The following is a 17546-nucleotide window of genomic DNA, read 5'->3' as shown; positions in this document are numbered from 1 at the left end:
CTTGGGCAAAGGGGCGCCGGCGGCCAAAATCTTCAGCGGGGCAATAGGCTTTTTCTTCATCCCCTCAACCTGCCCCTCCGCCGGGCAGGATTTTGCGAATTATGAAGCTCGCTTGGAAAATTCATTCCCGAACCGTGTTGCGGCCGGCCTGTCCAGCATTGTTCTGGACCATGGCGATCTGCTAGAACGCCGGCAACAAATGTCCAGCGCTTGACGGGCCGTTCTGACGAAACCGCGCCAATCGCCTGTTAAGGTCTGGTCGGCACGAGAGAGCGCTAGGCTGCCCATGAATATCGCACTTACGCATCTGCAGCGGCTCGAGGCCGAATCCATCCATATCTTCCGTGAGGTCGCGGCCTCCTTTTCCAAGCCGGTCATGCTTTATTCGGTCGGCAAGGATTCCTCGGTGCTGATGCACCTGGCGATGAAGGCCTTCTATCCCGCCAAGCCGCCCTTTCCGTTCCTGCATGTCGACACCACCTGGAAGTTCCGCGAGATGATCGCCTTTCGCGACCAGATGGCGCAGAAGCTCGGTTTCGACCTGCTTGTCCATGTCAACGAAGACGGCGTGCGTGAAGGCATCAATCCGTTCGACCATGGCTCCAACACCCACACACATGTGATGAAAACGGTGGCGCTGCGCCAGGCGCTGGATAAATACGGTTTCGACGCAGCCTTCGGCGGGGCCCGGCGCGACGAGGAGAAGTCGCGCGCCAAGGAGCGCATCTTCTCCTTCCGCAACGCCCAGCACGCCTGGGATCCGAAGAACCAGCGGCCGGAAATGTGGAAGATCTTCAACACCCGCATCGCGCCGGGCGAATCGATACGCGTCTTCCCGCTGTCGAACTGGACCGAGCTCGACATCTGGCAGTACATCCTGCAGGAGAACATCCCGATCGTGCCTCTCTACTTCGCCGGGGAACGGCCGGTCGTCGAACGCGACGGCATGCTCATCATGAAGGATGACGACCGCATGCAGCTGCGCCCCGGCGAGACGGTCGAAAACCGCCTTGTGCGCTTCCGCACGCTGGGCTGCTATCCGCTGACCGGCGCCATTGAATCCGACGCCGACACGCTGGAGGCGATCGTGGCAGAGATGCTGACGGCGCGCACCTCCGAGCGCCAGGGCCGCCTTATCGATCGCGACGAGTCAGGCTCGATGGAAAAGAAGAAGCGCGAGGGCTATTTCTGATCATGCGCCACATCATGGCCAAGAGCCTCGCCCCGACCGACGGCATTCGCGATTACATGGCGGCGCAGGAGAAAAAGTCGCTGCTGCGCTTCCTCACCTGCGGCTCGGTTGACGACGGCAAGTCGACGCTCATCGGCCGGCTGTTGTCCGACACCAAGCAGATTTTCGAGGACCAGCTTGCCGCGCTCGAAAAGGATTCGCGCAAGCACGGCACCACCGGCGACGACATCGACTTCGCGCTGCTGGTCGACGGGCTGGAAGCCGAGCGCGAGCAGGGCATCACCATCGATGTCGCCTATCGCTTTTTCGCCACGCCGAAACGCAAGTTCATCGTCGCCGACACGCCCGGCCACGAGCAGTACACGCGTAACATGGCGACCGGCGCCTCGACCGCCGATCTCGCCATCGTGCTGATCGATGCGCGCCAGGGCGTGCTGCGCCAGACCAGGCGCCATTCGATCATCGCCTCGCTGCTCGGCATTCGTCACATCGTGCTTGCCGTCAACAAGATCGACCTCGTCGGCTTCGACAAGGCGGTGTTCGACCGGATCGTCGAAGACTACGGCGCGTTCGCGAAAGGACTGGGCTTTGCCAGCATCGCGCCGATCCCGATGTCGGCCCGCTTCGGCGACAACGTCACCAGCCGCTCGGAGCGCACGCCCTGGTATTCCGGCCCGTCGCTGATCGAGCACCTGGAAACCGTGTCGGTCGACGAGGCTGCCGTCGAGTTGCCGTTCCGGTTCCCCGTCCAGTATGTGAATCGGCCGAACCTCGACTTTCGCGGCTTTGCCGGCACCGTCGCTTCCGGCACCGTCTCACAGGGCGACGAAGTGGTGGTCGCCAAGTCGGGCAAAGCCTCTCGGGTCAAGCGCATCGTCGCGCATGGCGGCGATCTCAACGAGGCCGTTGCCGGCCAGGCGATTACGCTGGTGCTCGAGGACGAGGTTGAGGTGTCGCGCGGCAACATGCTGGTGTCGCCGGCCGCGCGTCCGCAGGTCGCCGACCAGTTCGCGGCCAACATCGTCTGGTTCGACGAGCACGCGCTGCTGCCTGGCCGCTCCTATATCCTGCGCACCGAGACCGATCAGGTGAGCGCGACCGTCACCGACCTGAAATACCGGGTCAACGTCAACGATTTCGCGCATGAAGCGGCAAAGTCGCTCGACATGAATGAAGTCGGCATCTGCAACATCTCGACCAGGGCGCCGATCGCTTTCGATCCCTTCGCCGAAAACCGCACCACCGGCGCCTTCATCCTGATTGACCGCGTCTCCAACGCCACCGTTGGCGCCGGCATGATCCTGCATTCGCTGCGCCGCGCCGAAAACATTCACTGGCAGTCGCTCGATGTCGGCAAACGCGGCCGGTCCGACCAGAAGAACCAGCGACCTGCGGTGTTCTGGTTCACCGGCCTGTCCGGCTCCGGCAAGTCGACCATCGCCAATCTGTTCGAGAAGAAGCTGTTCGCTTCCGGCCGCCACACCTACATCCTCGACGGCGACAATGTCCGCCATGGCCTCAACCGCGACCTCGGCTTCACCGACGCCGACCGTGTCGAGAACATCCGCCGTGTCGCCGAAGTAGCCAAGCTGATGGCCGACGCCGGATTGATCGTCATCGTCTCCTTCATCTCGCCCTTCGGCGCCGAGCGGCGCATGGCGCGCGAACTGATGGGCGAGGGCGAATTCGTCGAGGTGTTCGTCGACACCCCGTTCGAGGAATGCGCCCGGCGCGACCCGAAGGGCCTTTACGCGCGTGCGCTGAGCGGCGAGATCAAGAACTTCACCGGCGTCGATTCCCCTTATGAGGCGCCGGAAAATCCCGAAATCCATCTGAAGACGCTCGGCAGATCGGCCGAGGAGATGGTGGAAGCCCTGGAACACTGGCTGGACGAGCGCGACATTGCCGAAGACCAATACGACAACGGCGGCGGTATCTGACGACGAGGCCATGCTCGGCGTGTTCGAGCGCCTGGCGCTCGAAGCCGGGCGCGAGGTCATGCGCGTCTTCCAAGAAGGCTGCGCGGTCGATAAGAAGTCCGACTCCTCGCCGGTGACGGAAGCCGACCGCGAAAGCGAGAAGATCATCCTTGCGGGGCTGCGCGCCGCATATCCTCAGATCCCTTGCGTGGCTGAGGAAGAGGTCGCGGCCGGCATCGCCACGCCCGACCTCGACGGCGCTTTCTTCCTGATCGATCCGCTCGACGGCACCAAGGAATTCGTCAACCGCCGGACCGACTTCACCGTCAACATCGCGCTGGTGCGTCATGGCGTGCCGGAGGTTGGTGTCGTCTTCGCGCCTTGCACGGGGCGTTTTTTCTCGGGCCGGCCGGGCAGAGCGGAAGCGATCGAAGTCGACGGCGACTACCGCATCGCCGGCCGCCGGCCGATCGCCGTCCGTCAAGGGGGCACACCGCTCGCGGTCGTCGCCAGCCGCTCGCACAACACACCGGAGACCGATGCCTTCATCCGCGATCTCGGCGCCGCCGAGATCGTCTCGGTCGGCTCGTCGCTGAAATTCTGCCTTCTCGCCGCCGCCGAGGCCGACGTCTATCCGCGCTTCGGCCGCACCATGGAATGGGACACCGCGGCAGGCGACGCGGTGCTGCGCGCCGCCGGCGGCATGACGCGCACGCTTGACGGCCAGCCGCTCGCCTATGGCAAGCGCAACCAGGCCGGCGATGCTGATTTCGCCAACCCGCATTTCATTGCGACGGGCAAGAGCGCGGTCTGATCTCCCTATTTGAGGGGGAGATGTCGCCGAAGGCGACAGAGAGAGTCGCCCCGCGTGGAGCGCCCACCTTTTTCGTCGGCGATAGAGGGCCGAGCCCGGTCGCACCGACCCCCTCTGGCCTGCCGGCCATCTCCCCCTCGAGGGGGGAGATTACGCGCTCCTTACGCTGCCACTACATGCGCCGAGTTCGAGCCGATATAGTTGCGGATGGTCTCGATGATGCGGTCCTGGTCGGCTTCGCTGAGATAGGGATGCATCGGCAGGCACAGGATCCGCTTCGGCAGTTCTTCCGAGACGGTCAGCCCGGTCGGCGTGCGCGGATAGTCGCGATAGGCGACCTGGCTGTGCAGCGGCTTCACATAATAGACGACCGAAGGGATGCCCTTTTCGCCGAGATGGGCCTTCAGCCCATCGCGCTTCGGTGTCTCGATGGCGTATTGCGCCCAGGCCGAGCGGCCATGGCCCAGATTGCGCGAAGCCTTGACGATATCGCCGAGACCTTCGGCGTAGCGGCTGGCCACCTTTTGCCGAGCCTCCATCTCCTCTTCGAGGATGGCGAGCTTCTCGATCAGGATCGCCGCCTGCAGCGTGTCGAGGCGTGAATTGATGCCGACGCGTATGTTGTCGTATTGCGTCTCGCCCTTGCCGTGGAAGGCGAAGGACCGCAGCGTGTCGGCCAGCGCATCGTCATTGGTGAACATCGCGCCGCCGTCGCCGTAGCAGCCGAGGGGCTTTGCCGGATAGAAGCTGGTCGAGCCGACATGGCCGAAGGCGCCGCACATCTTGCCGTCCGCCGAGCCGCCCATCGACTGCGCGGCATCCTCGATCACCAGGAGCCCTTCGCGCTTGGCGATCGCCATGAGCGCCTCGTAGTCGGCCGCAAGCCCGAACAGGTCGACCGGAATGATCGCCTTCGGCTTCAGCCGGCCTTCCGTCTTGATCATGTCGATCGCCGCCTCGAGGCTGGCAATGTCGATGTTGTAGGTATCGGGATCGACGTCGACGAACACAGGCTCGGCCTTGGCCAGCGCCACCACTTCCGCCGTGGCGGCAAAGGTGAAGCTCGGCACGAACACGGCGTCGCCCGGACCGATGCCGGCGGCAAACAGCGGCAACAGCAGCGCATCGGTGCCGTTGGCACAGGCCACGACATGCTTGGTACCGATGTAAGCCGCGAGTTTGTTCTCGAATTCGGTGACTTGGGGTCCGAGGATGTAGCGGCCGTCCTCGACGACACGGTCGATCGCGGTCCTCAGCCGGTCGCGGATTCGTTCGCGCTGCGCGCCAAGATCGATAAACTGCATGTCGGCCTCAATAATTCTGCCAATAACCGGGCCGCTGCTACCAGACTTGGCGCGGCTGAGAAAGTCGGCCGGGGCGAGGGCGAATTGCGCAAGTGTCGCAGCCTGTTACCGCTTTTTGCCGGCGCATTGCCGAACAAGCCGGAAAACGAGCCTAAAACGAGCTTTTTCCGGTGTCTTCTATCGCGTCGTTCCGACCGTAGGAAACATAAAGTGATCGGCCGGCGAGGCCTTTCGGCCAATCCGGACAACCGGTCAGGCGATCTCGTGCCGCCAGGGCGGGTTGGCGCCGGCGCGCGACACCGTCACCGCCGCAGCCTTGGCGCCAAGCGCCAGCGCCTGGCGGATCGCGTCCTCGGACAGGCCACCAATCGCCGCCTTGTTGAGCAGGCCCTGCTCGTGCAGCGAGGCGAGAATGCCGGCATTGAAAGTGTCGCCGGCGCCGACCGTGTCGACCACCTTGACCTTCTGCGGCACGACCGTGACCTTATGTTCCTTGCTGTAGCCGACGGCGCCTTCGCTGCCATGGGTGACGACGATCAGCTTGGGGCCGCGATCCAGCCAGTTGCGGACGACGTCCTCATGCGAGCCGGCCTCGTCGAACCAGTTGAGGTCCTCGTCCGACAATTTGACGATATCTGCCATCGCCATCATCTCGCGGATGCGCCGCAGATGCTTTGCCTTGTCCGGGATGAAGTTCGGGCGGATATTGGGGTCGAGCATCATCAGCCGGCTCTCGTGCTCGCGCCGCATGAACTCCTCATAGGCCGATCCCGCCGGCTCGGAGATCAGGCTGATGGCGCCGAACAGCATCGCCTCAATCTCGGCACCCAGCTTCGGCAGGTTCTCGATGGTGAGCATGCGGCCGGCGGTGTTCTCGTCGTAGAAAGTGTAGGTCGCCTGGCCATTGGTGAGCCGCACGAAGGCGAGCGTGGTCGGCCGGGCCGAGGTGTGCGCATAGGTCGAGCTGACCTTGCTTGCTCCCAGCGCCTCGCGGAACTGGCCGCCGAACAGGTCGGAGGACAGGCCCGAAAAGAAACCTGTCGGGGCACCCAGGCGCCCGAGCGCGATCGCCGTGTTGAACACCGCACCGCCGACATAGGGCGCGAAGGCCGCTTCGCCTCCCGTCGTCGTGCGCGGCAGCATGTCTATCAGGGCTTCGCCACAGCAAAGGATCATTATGTCTTGGTCTCCGGCGGATAAATCACGCCCTTGCGAATGATGATGTTAGCATAGAGCCTGGGTTCGCTGGTCGCCACGATGGCGTGCGCGGCCTTGACGCGTGCATAGAAGTCGGGACCGGCCAGCGCAATCACCTTGTGGCCCGGCGCGCGCCTGGCGCAGATCGCCTCCATCTCGTGATGCACGGGATCGGCGAGCGCCGGATCGCCTTTGACCGAGGCGCGGAACAGTGCTTGCGGCACGGCGTCGTCCACCGGCAGCACGCTGAGCACGGCATCGAGCACCGCAATGATGGGATGGCCGTCGGTTCGGATCAACCGCTTTGCCTGTTCCTCGGCCGGGTAATTGCCGTCGACGATCGCGATCTCGTCGCCGTGCCCCATTGCCCTGAGCGTCGCCAGAAGCTGCGGGCCGAGCAGCGGCGGGATGCCGATCAGCATGATCAGGTGCCCCCGGAGATCGTGTTCGGCCCGATCAGGAAGCGCTCGGAAAGCGGCAGGCTGGCGCCGCCCAGCGCGCGGGCATGAATGCCGACTGTGCCTTCGCGCACGACCGGCAGTTTCAGGCCCTCGGCGTCGATGCCGGCGATGGCGTCGGTGACCGCGTCGACGAGCCTGCGCCGCACGCCAAGCGGCATCCATCCGTCGATCACCGCCGCCTCGAAATCGATGATGGCGCAGGCTGCGACGATGGCGTAGGCCAGCGCCTGCGCCGCGCCGGCGATCCAGTCGTCCAGCTCGGCGCCGATCTCGCCCCATTCCTGCGGCGAGGTCCAAAGGTAGGAGCCGTCGATGCCTTTGGCGGAAAGCGCCTTTTCCAGCATCGCGATCGAGGCGACGTCGATAAGCTGCGCCGGCTTGCCGTCCGGCCCCGGCACAGGCATCGAGCCCAACGCGCCGGCATTGCCGGTCGGGCCGCTGAACAGGCGGCCGTTAAGCACGATGCCGCCGCCGGCAAAGGCGCCGATGTAGAAATAGACGAAGTCGCGCGCCGCTCCCGCCTGGCCGAAGACAAGCTCGGCGCCGCAGGCGGAGGTGGCGTCATTCTGCAGATAGACCGGAAACTCGCATTGTGCCTGGATGTCGGCGCGGATGTCGCGATGGCGCCACTCGTCCATGACGTCGCGCGGCGCCCCGGCGGTGTCTGCCCAGTTCCAGAGTTCGAACGGCATGGCGATGCCGAGCCCGGCGATGCGCTTGTCCTGCGTCGGCGTCAGCTCCGCGCGCATCGTCTTGATTCCGGCGGTGACGAACTCCACCGTCTCGCGCGGCGCCGGATAGCGGTAGGAATTCTGCAGCATCGAACGCACATTGCCGAGGAAGTCGATCAGCACCAGCTCGGCGCTGCGGCGGCCGATCTTGAGACCGATGAAGAAGGCGCCTTCCGGGTTGAGCGCCATCGGGATCGAGGGCTGGCCGATCTTGCCGCGCAACGGCGCCTGGCGCAGCAGAAGCTTGTCTTCCTCCAGTTCGCGCATGATGACCGATACGGTCTGGGCCGATAGCCCGGTCATGCGCGCAATGTCGGATTTGGCAAGGCTGCCGTGCTGGCGGACCAGCGACAGCACGAGCCGTTCATTGTGGTCGCGCATGCCGCTCTGGTTGGTGCCGCGATTAAGACGGCTCTCCAAAGCCTCGGGCGAACCGCGCCTCGCAATGCCGGTCTCCACCCTGTTCCTCCCGTAGTTTCCCTACACAGGCTTTTCGTTCAGAATGAGTGAACAGCGCAAGTGTGTCAATAATAAATAAGAGTGATTTAATTATTGACAGCAATCGCCGACTGGTATCTGTTGCGATCAGGCGTCCATGCTGGGAGAATGTCATGGATGCTTGGGAGGCCGGTTGGCCGGCATCCGAAGATGCATCATTGGGAGGAACGTCATGGGTAGTAGATGGAATATCGTCAAGGCGGCTGTTGCTGGCCTTGCCTTTTGCGGCGCGATGGCAAGCGCTTCATATGCGGCCGATACCGTCGGCCTGATCACCAAGACCGAAACCAATCCTTTCTTCGTGAAAATGCGCGAGGGCGCTCAGGCCAAGGCCAAGGAACTCGGCGTTACCCTGATCACCGCAGCCGGCAAGTTCGATGGCGACAATGACGGCCAGGTGGCGGCGATCGAGAACCTGATCTCTGCCGGGGCCAAGGGTTTTGCCATCGTGCCGAGCGACTCCAAGGCAATCGTGCCGACTATCAAAAAGGCGCGCGACGCCGGCCTCAAGGTGATCGTGCTCGATACGCCGCTCGATCCAATGGACGCCGCTGACGCGACCTTCGCCACCGATAACCGCAAGGCCGGCATGCTGATCGGTCAGTGGGCCTCCAAGACTCTTGGCGACAAGGCGGCAAACGCCAAGATAGTGTTTCTCGACCTCGCCACCAACCAGCCGACCGTCGACTTTCTGCGCGATCAGGGCTTCATGCAGGGCTTCGGCATCGACGTGAAGGATCCCAACAAATACGGCGATGAGGACGACAAGCGCATCTGCGATCACGAAATCAGCCAGGGCGACCAGGAGAAGGGCCGCACGGCGATGGAAAACGCATTGCAGAAGTGCCCGGACGTGAATGTCGTCTACACGATCAACGAGCCTGCCGCGGCCGGCGCCTGGGAGGCACTCAAGGCAGTGGGCAAGGATGACGGCAGCGTGATGATTGTTTCGATCGACGGGGGCTGCCCGGGCGTGAAGAACGTCAAGGCCGGCGTGATCGGCGCGACCAGCCAGCAATATCCGTTGAAGATGGCGTCGATGGCGCTCGAAGCGATCGTCTCGGGCAAGATCCCTGACATCGACCCCAAGATGGGTTTCCTCGACACCGGTGCGCAGCTCATCACCGCCAAGCCGGTTGAAGGCGTGAAGTCGATTTCGGTCGAGGAAGGCCTGAAGCTCTGCTGGGGTTAAGAGCCTTTCAACTCCGTCACACGACGGCTATGTTCAAAACCTCGGAGGGGACGCGTCGCGTCCCCTCACAACGGGGGCGCCGGGAGGATTATCTTCATGAGTGACGATACGGCGGGTTTGGCAACGGCCGAACGCGGGTTGAAGGGTGCCGGTGAGGCGCTGGCCAGTTTCGACGAACCGGACGCCGGATGGATCCGGCGCCTGCAGGGGTTCCTGCACCAGTATCCCACATCCATTCCGTTCATAGTTCTGCTTTTTGGCGTCATCATTTTCACGATCGCCGCACCGGACAGATTCTTCGCGCCGTTCAACTTCTCGCTGGTGCTGCAGCAGGTCACGATCATCGCCGTGCTCGGCGTAGCGCAGACGCTTGTGATCCTCACGGCGGGCATCGACCTGTCGGTCGGCGCCATCATGATCCTCTGCTCGGTGGTGATGGGGCGAACTGCCGTGGTCTATGGCGTGCCGGTCATCATCGCCTTTCCGTTGGGGTTGCTCTGCGGTCTTGCTTGCGGCGTCGTCAACGGCCTCATCGTGACGATGCTGCGGCTTCCGCCCTTCATTGTCACGCTCGGCACCTGGAGCATTTTTGGCGCGCTCAATGTCTGGTACTCGCAAAGCGAGACCATTCGCCAGCAGGACATGCAGGCATCGGCGCCGTTCCTGCAATGGACCGGCACGATCATCAAACCTTATGACTTCTTTTCCAGGACGCTTGGGCTCGACTGGACCTTCCTCAAGGGATGGGTGTTGACCTATGGTTCGCTGCTGATGCTCGTTCTTGCGGTCTTAATCTGGTACGTGCTCAATCGAACGCCGTTCGGACGACATGTCTATGCCACCGGCGACGATCCGGATTCGGCGATGCTCGCGGGCATCAATGCCAACCGCACCCTGATCGCCGTCTACGGTCTTGCGGGACTGATTTGCGCGATCGCCGCCTGGGTGCTTATCGGCCGCATCGGCGGTGTTAGCCCGCAGGCCGGGCAGACCGCCAACCTCGATTCCATCACCGCCGTGGTGATCGGCGGCACGTCGCTTTTCGGCGGCCGCGGCTCAATCGTTGGAACGCTGATCGGCGCATTGATCGTCGGCGTCTTCCGCAACGGCCTGGCGCTTTCGGGCCTCGAACTCCTGTGGCAGGACTTTGCTGTCGGCGTGCTGATCATCGTCGCGGTGACCATCGACCAATGGATCAGGAGGATTTCAGCATGAACGAGATGCCGGTCCTTCAGGCGAAAGGCCTCAACAAGCGCTACGGCCGCGTCGTGGCGCTCGACAACGCCGATTTCGATCTGATGCCGAACGAGATCCTGGCCGTGATCGGCGACAACGGCGCCGGCAAGTCGACGCTGATTAAAGCGTTGTGCGGCGCCGTCTTACCTGACAGCGGCGAGATCCACCTGGAGGGCAAGCCGGTCCATTTCCGCTCGCCGATGGAAGCGAGGATGGCCGGCATCGAGACTGTCTACCAGACCCTTGCGTTGTCGCCCGCCTTGTCGATCGCCGATAACATGTTCCTTGGGCGCGAGTTGAGAAAGCCAGGCTGGAGCGGCCAGATATTCCGCCGGCTCGATCGCACGCGAATGGCGAACATAGCCCGCGAAAAGCTTTCCGAACTCGGCCTGATGACCATCCAGAACATCAGTCAGGCCGTGGAAACGCTGTCCGGTGGTCAGCGCCAAGGCGTTGCGGTGGCGCGTGCCGCGGCCTTCGGTTCAAAAGTGGTGATCATGGACGAGCCGACGGCGGCACTCGGCGTCAAGGAGAGCCGCCGCGTGCTGGAACTGATGCTCGACGTCAAGAAGCGCGGCCTGCCGATCGTGCTGATCTCGCACAACATGCCGCACGTGTTCGAGGTCGCCGACCGCATCCACATCCACCGGCTTGGAAAACGCCTCTGCGTCGTCGATCCGAAGCAGATTTCCATGTCGGATGCCGTGGCCCTGATGACCGGCGCGAAGAAACCGCCGGAGGATGCGCTGGCAGCCTAATCGGCAATTGACGGGTAAATCGCCGCAGGAGGACCGAATGGCTTGGTCATCTAAACCGATTGAACGTATGCTGCAATGCAGTGCGACGGGCTGGGACGAACGACGAAAGCCGGTATGATCAGGCTATCAAATGAGAGGCGATTATGACATCCGCCGTGACGATCGAGGCTCCCGCTCTCGATTATCCAGATCCGAAGACGCTCGCTGAAGAGGTCTTGCTGTCCCTCAAATACAGGGTCGGCAAGGACGTCACCGTCGCCACGCCGCATGACTGGCTGACCGCCTCGATCAAGGTCGTGCGCGACCGCATCGTCGATCACTGGATGGAGGCGACCAGGGAGGCCTACGACCAGCAGGAAAAGCGGGTCTATTACCTCTCGCTCGAATTCCTCATCGGCCGCCTGATGCGCGACGCCTTCTCCAACCTCGGCCTGATGGACAACATGCGCGAGGCGCTGTCCTCGCTCGGCGTCGACCTCGATCTGATCGCGGCCCTCGAGCCGGACGCGGCCCTGGGCAATGGCGGTCTCGGCCGGCTTGCCGCCTGCTTCATGGAGAGCATGGCGACCGTCGACATCCCGGCGCATGGCTACGGCATCCGCTACGCCAACGGCATGTTCCGCCAGGAGATCCATGACGGCTGGCAGGTCGAGTTGCCGGAGAACTGGCTCGACCATGGCAATTCCTGGGAGTTCGAGCGGCGCGAGCGCTCCTTCGAGGTCGGCTTCGGCGGCTCGGTGGAATCGATCACCTCCAAGGACGGCAGGCGCGAACGCCATATCTGGAAGCCGAACGAGCACGTGCTGGCCGTCGCCTACGACACGCCGGTCGCCGGCTGGCGCGCCAGGCGCGTCAACACGTTGCGGTTGTGGTCGGGCATGCCGATCGATCCGATCCTGCTCGACAAGTTCAATGCCGGCGACCATATCGGCGCGCTCGCCGAGAGCAACAAGGCCGACGCCCTGTCGCGCGTGCTCTATCCGGCCGACTCCCACATGGCAGGCCAGGAGCTCAGGCTGCGCCAGGAGTATTTCTTCTCCACCGCCTCGCTCCAGGACATCATCCAGCGCCATTTGAGCCAGTATGGCGACCTGAAGTCGCTGCCCGACAAGGCCGCGATCCATTTGAACGACACGCATCCGGCGATCGCCGTGCCGGAGCTGATGCGGCTCTTGATGGATGTTCACGGCTTGGATTTCGATCTCGCCTGGGACACCACCAAGCGTACCTTCGGCTACACCAACCACACGCTTCTGCCGGAGGCGCTGGAAAGCTGGCCGGTGCCGCTGTTCGAGCGGCTTTTGCCGCGCCATATGCAGATCGTCTACGCCATCAATGCGCAGGTGCTGCTCGAGGCGCGCGCCACCAACCTTTTCTCCGGCGAGCAGATCAGCCGCATCTCGCTGATCCAGGAAAATGGCGAGCGCCGCGTGCGCATGGGCAATCTCGCCTTCGTCGGCTCGCATTCGATCAACGGCGTCTCGGCGCTGCACACCGAGCTGATGAAGGAAACGGTATTCGCCGATCTCCACCGGCTCTATCCCGGCCGCATCAACAACAAGACCAACGGCATCACGCCGCGGCGCTGGCTGATCCAGTGCAATCCCGGTCTGACCGCGCTTGCCCGCGAGGCGATCGGCGACCGCTTCATGGACGACATCGAGGCGATCAAGGGGCTCGATGCGTTCGCCGCCGACGCCGCTTTCCGCGAAAAATTCGCCGCCGTGAAACGGCAGAACAAGGTGAAGCTTTCCAACCTCGTCGCCGACCGGCTCGGCATCAAGCTCGATCCCTCGGCGCTGTTCGACATCCAGGTCAAGCGTATCCACGAATACAAGCGCCAGCTGCTCAACATCCTCGAGGCGATCGCGCTTTACGACCAGATCCGCTCGCATCCCGAGCGCGGCTGGATGCCGCGTGTGAAAATCTTCGGCGGCAAGGCGGCGCCCAGCTACCACAACGCCAAGCTGATCATCAAACTGGCCAACGACGTCGCCAGGGTCATCAACAGCGATCCGTCGGTGCGCGGCCTGCTGAAGGTCGTGTTCGTGCCCAACTACAATGTCAGCCTGGCCGAGGTGCTGATGCCGGCCGCCGACCTGTCGGAGCAGATTTCAACCGCGGGCATGGAGGCGTCCGGTACCGGCAATATGAAGTTCATGATGAACGGCGCGCTGACCATCGGCACGCTCGACGGCGCCAATGTCGAGATGAAGGAGCATGTCGGCGACGACAACATCTTCATCTTCGGCCTCACCACCGCCGAGGTCGCCGATCGCCGCAACAACGGCTACAATCCGCGCGAAGTCATAGAGGCGTCCCCCGAATTGGCGCAGGCGATCGCGGCGATTTCCTCCGGCGTCTTCTCGCCCGACGATCCCAACCGCTACCGTGACCTGATGAACGGCCTCTATCAGAGCGACTGGTTCATGGTGGCCGCCGATTTCGATTCTTACGCCGACCGCCAGCGTGACGTCGACGCCGTCTGGCGCGACAGTCCCGACTGGTATGCACGCGCCATCCGCAATGTCGCCCGCGTCGGCTGGTTCTCATCCGACCGCACGATCCGCCAATATGCGAAAGAAATCTGGAACGTGCCCGTCTGATGTGATTGCATGAGGTCACGAACAAACGTGGTCCAACTCCCGGGAGGGACACTGCCTGATGAGGAAACCGCGCGTGACCGCTGCGACAGGCGGGCCGGACGGACCGGCGCCAGCCGGAGATGTCGCGGCGATTGTCGCCGGAACGCATGGTGATCCATTTGCCATCCTGGGCGTGCACGAAGCCGGCAGCGGTTTTGTCGCCCGCTGCTTCGTGCCCAATGCCGAGTTCGTCACCGCCTACACGCTGACCGGCAAGAAGGCTGGCGAGTTGTCGCGCCGCGACGATGCCGGCTTCTTCGAGGGCAAGCTCTCGATCCGCAAGCGCCAGCCGCTGCGCTATCACGCAAGAAACGCCGGCGGCGACTGGTGGCTGACCGACCCTTATTCATTCGGCCCGGTGCTCGGCCCGCTGGACGATTACTACATCGCCGAAGGCTCGCACTTGCGGCTCTTCGACAAGCTCGGCGCCCATATCATCGAGCATGAGGGCGCAACCGGCGTGCATTTCGCCGTCTGGGCGCCGAACGCCAGGCGCGTCTCGGTGGTCGGCAATTTCAACGAATGGGACGGCCGCCGGCACACCATGCGCGACCGTCGCGACACCGGCATCTGGGAACTTTTCATTCCCGACCTCGGCGCCGGCTGGCCCTACAAGTTCGAGATCATCGGCCCCGACGGCGTCAGGCTGCCGCTCAAGGCCGATCCGTTCGCCTTCGAGTCCGAACTGCGCCCGGCGACCGCCTCGGTGACGGCGCCGCCCATGGCGCATCAGTGGGGCGACGAGGCGCATCGCAGTTATTGGCGGAAAGCCGATCCCCGGCGCGAGGCGATCTCGATCTACGAGGTCCATGCCGGCTCGTGGCAGCGCCGCGACGACGGCACGTTCCTGACCTGGGACGAGCTCGCCAGTCGGCTGATCCCTTATGTGGTCGATACCGGCTTCACCCATATCGAATTCCTGCCGATTTCCGAGCACCCCTACGATCCGTCCTGGGGGTACCAGACCACCGGCCTCTATGCGCCGACGGCCCGTTTCGGCGATCCCGAGGGCTTCGCCCGCTTCGTCGACGGCGCGCACCGCGCCGGCGTCGGCGTCATCCTCGACTGGGTGCCGGCGCATTTCCCGGTCGACGAGCATGGCCTGGTCCATTTCGACGGCACAGCGCTCTACGAGCATGCCGATCCGCGCCAGGGCTTCCATCCCGACTGGAACACCGCGATTTACAATTTCGGACGCCGCGAGGTGGTGTCGTTCCTCGTCAACAACGCGCTGTTCTGGGCCGAGAAATACCATGTCGACGGTCTGCGCGTCGACGCGGTCGCCTCGATGCTCTACCTCGATTATTCGCGCAAGGCTGGCGAGTGGATCCCCAACGAGAAGGGCGGCCGCGAGAACCTGCAGGCCGTCAGCTTCCTGCAGAAGATGAACAAGGAGCTCTACGGCCACCATCCGGGCGTGGTGACCATCGCCGAGGAATCGACGTCATGGCCGAAAGTGTCGCGCCCTGTGCACGAAGGCGGGCTGGGCTTCGGCTTCAAATGGAACATGGGCTTCATGCACGACACGCTGGAGTATCTCTCCAAGGAGCCGATCTTCCGCAAGCACCACCACAACGACATCACCTTCGGCCTGGTCTACGCCTTTTCCGAGAATTTCGTGCTGCCGCTTTCCCATGACGAGGTTGTGCACGGCAAGGGCACGCTGCTCCACAAGATGGCCGGCGACGACTGGCAGAAATTCGCCACGCTGCGCGCCTACTACGCCTTCATGTGGGGCTATCCCGGCAAGAAGCTTTTGTTCATGGGCCAGGAATATGCCCAGCGCCGCGAGTGGAGCGAGGCGCGCGCGCTCGACTGGAACCTGCTCGATTACGGCCCGCATCGCGGCGTCTGGCAGGTCGTGCGCGACTTGAATTACCTCTACCGCTCACGCCCGTCGCTGCATGCACGCGACTGCGAGCCGGAGGGCTTTTCCTGGCTAATCGTCGACGACCGCGACAATTCGGTGTTCGCCTGGCTGCGCAGCGCGCCCGGCGGCAACCCGATCGCCGTCATCTCCAATTTCACGCCGCTGCCGCGCGAGAACTATCGCGTGCCGCTGCCGAAGGCGGGAGAGTGGCGCGAGATCATCAACACCGACGCCGTCGACTATGGCGGTTCCGGTAAGGGCAATGGCGGCATGGTCGAGGCAAGCGGGGAGGGAGCCGGCATATCGGCGACGATGCTTTTGCCGCCGCTGTCGACGATCATGCTGGAATTCGTCACGGATTGAAGCAGATGATGTCTCATCCTGCTCTTGCAACGATCCGGGCAGCTTGTTTGGGAGGGTAACAAAATGGCAGAGATCAAAAGAACCCAGCCGCTGGCACGCGATGCCATGGCCTACGTGCTGGCCGGCGGCCGCGGCAGTCGCCTCAAGGAATTGACCGACCGCCGCGCCAAGCCGGCGGTCTATTTCGGCGGCAAGACGCGCATCATCGATTTTGCCCTCTCCAATGCGCTCAACTCCGGCATCCGCCGCCTCGGCGTCGCCACCCAGTACAAGGCGCATTCGCTGATCCGCCATCTGCAGCGCGGCTGGAATTTCCTGCGGCCCGAGCGAAACGAAAGCTTCGACATCCTGCCCGCCAGCCAGCGCGTCTCCGAAACGCAGTGGTATGAGGGCACGGCCGACGCGGTCTACCAGAACATCGACATCATCGAGGCCTACGGGCCCGAATACATGGTCATCCTCGCCGGCGACCACATCTATAAGATGGACTACGAGCTGATGCTGCGCCAGCACGTCGACGCCAATGCCGACGTCACCGTCGGCTGCCTTGAAGTGCCGCGCATGGAAGCGACCGGTTTCGGCGTCATGCATGTCGATGCCAAGGACAACATCATCGCTTTCGTCGAAAAACCAGCCGATCCGCCCGGCATCCCGGACAAGCCGGAGTTCGCCCTGGCATCGATGGGTATCTATGTCTTCAAGACCAAATTCCTGATGGATCAGCTGCGCCGCGATGCCGCCGAGCCGGGCTCCAGCCGCGATTTCGGCAAGGATATCATCCCCTATATCGTCCAGCACGGTAAGGCGATCGCCCACCGCTTCGCCAAGTCCTGCGTGCGCTCCTCGCATGAGGCCGAGCCTTACTGGCGCGATGTCGGAACGGTCGATGCCTATTGGGAAGCCAACATCGATCTCACCGACATCACGCCAGAGCTCGACCTTTACGACCGCGACTGGCCGATCTGGACCTATGCCGAATTGAAGCCGCCGGCAAAGTTCGTGCATGACGAGGACGGCCGCCGCGGCGAGGCGATTTCCTCGCTGGTCTCCGGCGACTGCATCGTCTCCGGTGCATCGCTGCGCCGCAGCCTGGTCTTTACCGGTGCGCGCATCAATTCCTATTCCAAGCTGGAGGAAGTGGTCATGCTGCCCGACGTCCAGGTCGGCCGCAACGCGCGCCTCAAGCGCGTTGTCATTGACCATGGCGTGCACATCCCGGAGGGACTGGTGATCGGTGAGGACGCAGCACTCGACGCCAAGCGTTTCCGCGTGTCGGAAAAGGGCATCTGCCTCGTCACGCAGGATATGATCAACAAGTTGTCGACCTGACCAGGTCGATCAACAAGCTGTCAGCTTGATCAGCAGT

Annotated in this window: 13 protein-coding genes; 9 read left to right on the top strand and 4 right to left on the bottom strand. The window is 63.3% G+C overall.

The window, feature by feature from the left end; all coding sequences use genetic code 11:
- Window positions 1–286: 286 nt before the first annotated feature.
- From cysD to cysQ, 3 genes are read left to right on the top strand one after another with little or no spacing between them, the layout of a single operon-like run.
- Window positions 287–1192, top strand: coding sequence for a sulfate adenylyltransferase subunit CysD (gene cysD, locus FJ974_RS24010; protein ID WP_140532574.1), 906 nt, complete (start codon window positions 287–289; stop codon window positions 1190–1192).
- A gap of 2 nt (window positions 1193–1194) precedes the next feature.
- Entirely contained in the window at window positions 1195–3132 is a 1938-nt protein-coding gene (gene cysN / locus FJ974_RS24005; RefSeq protein WP_181177073.1) for a sulfate adenylyltransferase subunit CysN, read from the top strand.
- Between the two features lie 10 nt (window positions 3133–3142).
- The gene (cysQ, locus tag FJ974_RS24000) at window positions 3143–3925 is read left to right on the top strand and encodes a 3'(2'),5'-bisphosphate nucleotidase CysQ (protein ID WP_181177080.1); all 783 of its coding nucleotides are present in this window, start codon (window positions 3143–3145) and stop codon (window positions 3923–3925) included.
- Between the two features lie 161 nt (window positions 3926–4086).
- On the opposite strand, the gene FJ974_RS23995 is transcribed toward cysQ, so the two are convergent.
- From FJ974_RS23995 to FJ974_RS23980, 4 genes are all read right to left on the bottom strand, one after another.
- Entirely contained in the window at window positions 4087–5229 is a 1143-nt protein-coding gene (locus FJ974_RS23995) for a DegT/DnrJ/EryC1/StrS family aminotransferase (protein ID WP_140532579.1), read from the bottom strand.
- Between the two features lie 252 nt (window positions 5230–5481).
- Complete coding sequence (locus tag FJ974_RS23990) at window positions 5482–6405, bottom strand: carbohydrate kinase family protein (RefSeq protein WP_140532581.1); 924 nt, start codon at window positions 6403–6405, stop codon at window positions 5482–5484.
- Entirely contained in the window at window positions 6405–6848 is a 444-nt protein-coding gene (locus FJ974_RS23985; RefSeq protein WP_140532583.1) for an RbsD/FucU family protein, read from the bottom strand. The genes FJ974_RS23990 and FJ974_RS23985 overlap by 1 nt, the downstream gene beginning before the upstream one ends.
- Window positions 6849–6850: 2 nt before the next feature.
- Complete coding sequence (locus tag FJ974_RS23980) at window positions 6851–8077, bottom strand: ROK family transcriptional regulator (protein ID WP_140532585.1); 1227 nt, start codon at window positions 8075–8077, stop codon at window positions 6851–6853.
- A gap of 211 nt (window positions 8078–8288) precedes the next feature.
- Here FJ974_RS23980 and FJ974_RS23975 point away from each other — a divergent pair, with 211 nt between their 5' ends.
- From FJ974_RS23975 to glgC, 6 genes are all read left to right on the top strand, one after another.
- Entirely contained in the window at window positions 8289–9308 is a 1020-nt protein-coding gene (locus FJ974_RS23975) for a sugar ABC transporter substrate-binding protein (RefSeq protein ID WP_140532587.1), read from the top strand.
- Window positions 9309–9404: 96 nt separating this feature from the next.
- Window positions 9405–10523 (top strand): ABC transporter permease, encoded by a 1119-nt coding sequence (locus tag FJ974_RS23970; RefSeq protein ID WP_140532589.1) that lies wholly within the window; start codon window positions 9405–9407, stop codon window positions 10521–10523.
- Window positions 10520–11302: an ATP-binding cassette domain-containing protein gene (locus FJ974_RS23965; RefSeq protein ID WP_140532591.1), complete on the top strand. Its 783-nt coding sequence runs from the start codon at window positions 10520–10522 to the stop codon at window positions 11300–11302. Before FJ974_RS23970 ends, FJ974_RS23965 begins: the two co-directional genes overlap by 4 nt.
- Window positions 11303–11445: 143 nt before the next feature.
- Window positions 11446–13908: a glycogen/starch/alpha-glucan phosphorylase gene (locus FJ974_RS23960; RefSeq protein WP_140532593.1), complete on the top strand. Its 2463-nt coding sequence runs from the start codon at window positions 11446–11448 to the stop codon at window positions 13906–13908.
- 58 nt (window positions 13909–13966) lie between these two features.
- Window positions 13967–16180, top strand: coding sequence for a 1,4-alpha-glucan branching protein GlgB (gene glgB / locus FJ974_RS23955; protein ID WP_140532595.1), 2214 nt, complete (start codon window positions 13967–13969; stop codon window positions 16178–16180).
- Window positions 16181–16243: 63 nt separating this feature from the next.
- Window positions 16244–17509: a glucose-1-phosphate adenylyltransferase gene (gene glgC / locus FJ974_RS23950; RefSeq protein WP_140532597.1), complete on the top strand. Its 1266-nt coding sequence runs from the start codon at window positions 16244–16246 to the stop codon at window positions 17507–17509.
- Window positions 17510–17546 lie beyond the last annotated feature (37 nt).

This window comes from Mesorhizobium sp. B1-1-8, from assembly GCF_006442795.2.
In the GTDB taxonomy this organism is placed as follows: Bacteria; Pseudomonadota; Alphaproteobacteria; order Rhizobiales; family Rhizobiaceae; genus Mesorhizobium.
Note: the sequence above shows the minus strand (reverse complement) of the source record. Positions and strands in the feature narration are given on the sequence as shown.

What these genes read in the sequence shown, in the direction of transcription:
- FJ974_RS23975 (WP_140532587.1), top strand. Translation starts at nt 8,289, where the DNA reads ATGGGTAGTAGATGGAATATCGTCAAGGCGGCTGTTGCTGGCCTTGCC.
- glgC (WP_140532597.1), top strand. Translation starts at nt 16,244, where the DNA reads ATGGCAGAGATCAAAAGAACCCAGCCGCTGGCACGCGATGCCATGGCC.
- cysN (WP_181177073.1), top strand. Translation starts at nt 1,195, where the DNA reads ATGCGCCACATCATGGCCAAGAGCCTCGCCCCGACCGACGGCATTCGC.
- cysQ (WP_181177080.1), top strand. Translation starts at nt 3,143, where the DNA reads ATGCTCGGCGTGTTCGAGCGCCTGGCGCTCGAAGCCGGGCGCGAGGTC.
- FJ974_RS23985 (WP_140532583.1), bottom strand. Translation starts at nt 6,848, where the DNA reads ATGCTGATCGGCATCCCGCCGCTGCTCGGCCCGCAGCTTCTGGCGACG.
- cysD (WP_140532574.1), top strand. Translation starts at nt 287, where the DNA reads ATGAATATCGCACTTACGCATCTGCAGCGGCTCGAGGCCGAATCCATC.
- FJ974_RS23970 (WP_140532589.1), top strand. Translation starts at nt 9,405, where the DNA reads ATGAGTGACGATACGGCGGGTTTGGCAACGGCCGAACGCGGGTTGAAG.
- FJ974_RS23965 (WP_140532591.1), top strand. Translation starts at nt 10,520, where the DNA reads ATGAACGAGATGCCGGTCCTTCAGGCGAAAGGCCTCAACAAGCGCTAC.
- FJ974_RS23990 (WP_140532581.1), bottom strand. Translation starts at nt 6,405, where the DNA reads ATGATCCTTTGCTGTGGCGAAGCCCTGATAGACATGCTGCCGCGCACG.
- glgB (WP_140532595.1), top strand. Translation starts at nt 13,967, where the DNA reads ATGAGGAAACCGCGCGTGACCGCTGCGACAGGCGGGCCGGACGGACCG.
- FJ974_RS23960 (WP_140532593.1), top strand. Translation starts at nt 11,446, where the DNA reads ATGACATCCGCCGTGACGATCGAGGCTCCCGCTCTCGATTATCCAGAT.
- FJ974_RS23995 (WP_140532579.1), bottom strand. Translation starts at nt 5,229, where the DNA reads ATGCAGTTTATCGATCTTGGCGCGCAGCGCGAACGAATCCGCGACCGG.